At 35.4% G+C, this 1,248-nt stretch carries 1 protein-coding gene; it reads left to right on the top strand.

All coding sequences use genetic code 11. The features are described from left to right. A partial coding sequence (locus D1606_RS18505) for an IS256 family transposase (RefSeq protein WP_119417454.1) occupies positions 1–1,098 on the top strand: 1,098 nt, incomplete at its 5' end. Between the last annotated feature and the right edge of the window lie 150 nt (positions 1,099–1,248).

Genomic DNA, 1,248 nt, shown 5'->3' with positions numbered 1-1,248 from the left:
GATACAGTGATGAAGGCATCTATTGTTCTTGTACTAAATGCATATATGGAAATGGAACGAGATGAATATTTACAAGCTTCTGCTTATGAACGTTCAGATGATCGTCGTGATTATCGAAACGGTTATTACGATCGTGAATTATTGACCAGTATCGGTCGTATACAACTACGTGTTCCTCGAACACGTGAAGGAGAATTTTCTACATCCGTTTTCCAAAAGTATGCACGTTGTGATCAAGCTTTTGTGCTCTCTATGCTAGAAATGGTCATAAATGGAGTATCAACACGTAAAGTCACAAAGGTTGTTGAAGAACTCTGTGGAGAAAATGTATCTAAGTCGTTCGTCTCTTCTCTTACAGAAAGACTTGATCCAATAGTAAATGAATGGGCAAAGAGACCACTGAATGTTCAATACTATCCATATATATTTGTCGATGCAATGTATATTAAAGTCCGTGAACATAACCGGGTAGTTTCTAAAGCGGTTTATATTGCTACAGGACTATGTGAAACAGGGCAAAGAGACGTAATTGGATTAAAAATTGATCATATTGAGAGTTTTGAGGCTTGGCAAGGTTTCTTTCAAGACTTAAAATCACGTGGATTACAGTCACCCAAACTTGTTATATCAGACGCCCATGAAGGATTAAAAAAAGCTATTCAAAGGGAATTTATTGGTACCTCCTGGCAACGTTGCTCTGTTCATTTTAAAAGAAACATTATCGATAAAATCCCCAAAAAAGAGATGCCTCAAGTAGTTGTTGATTTGAAACGAATTTTTAACGTTGTGAAATTTGAGGACGCTAAATCATTTAAGGATGAATTCATGAAACTTTATGAAAATAATCCCAAGCTTGATAAAGCTCTGAAAACATTAGACGAAGGCTTCGAAGATGCCATCCAATATTTAAACGAACCAATTAAATTTCATACATTTATTCATAGTACGAATTCGTTAGAACGTTTGAATCAAGAAATTCGCCGTAGAGAAAGAGTAATTCGTATCTTTCCAAATACTCAATCTGCTTTTAGGCTAATAGGGGCCATTCTTATGGATTATGCAGAAGAACAAGCAAAGAAAAAATTTGTCATTAAATGAATAATGCCAGCGCAGCGCGCGAAATTTTTTTCTATGAAGGGGGTACCCCCTTCATAGAAAAAAATAAAATAAGCTTCGAAAATACAAATCTAGGATATCGATGAAACTGTAACCTTGGATTTTAATTTACACAATTCTTCGGACTTGACT

The organism is Rummeliibacillus sp. POC4 (genome assembly GCF_003576525.1).
Lineage (GTDB): Bacteria > Bacillota > Bacilli > Bacillales_A > Planococcaceae > Rummeliibacillus.
This window is presented reverse-complemented; position numbering and strand designations above follow the sequence as displayed.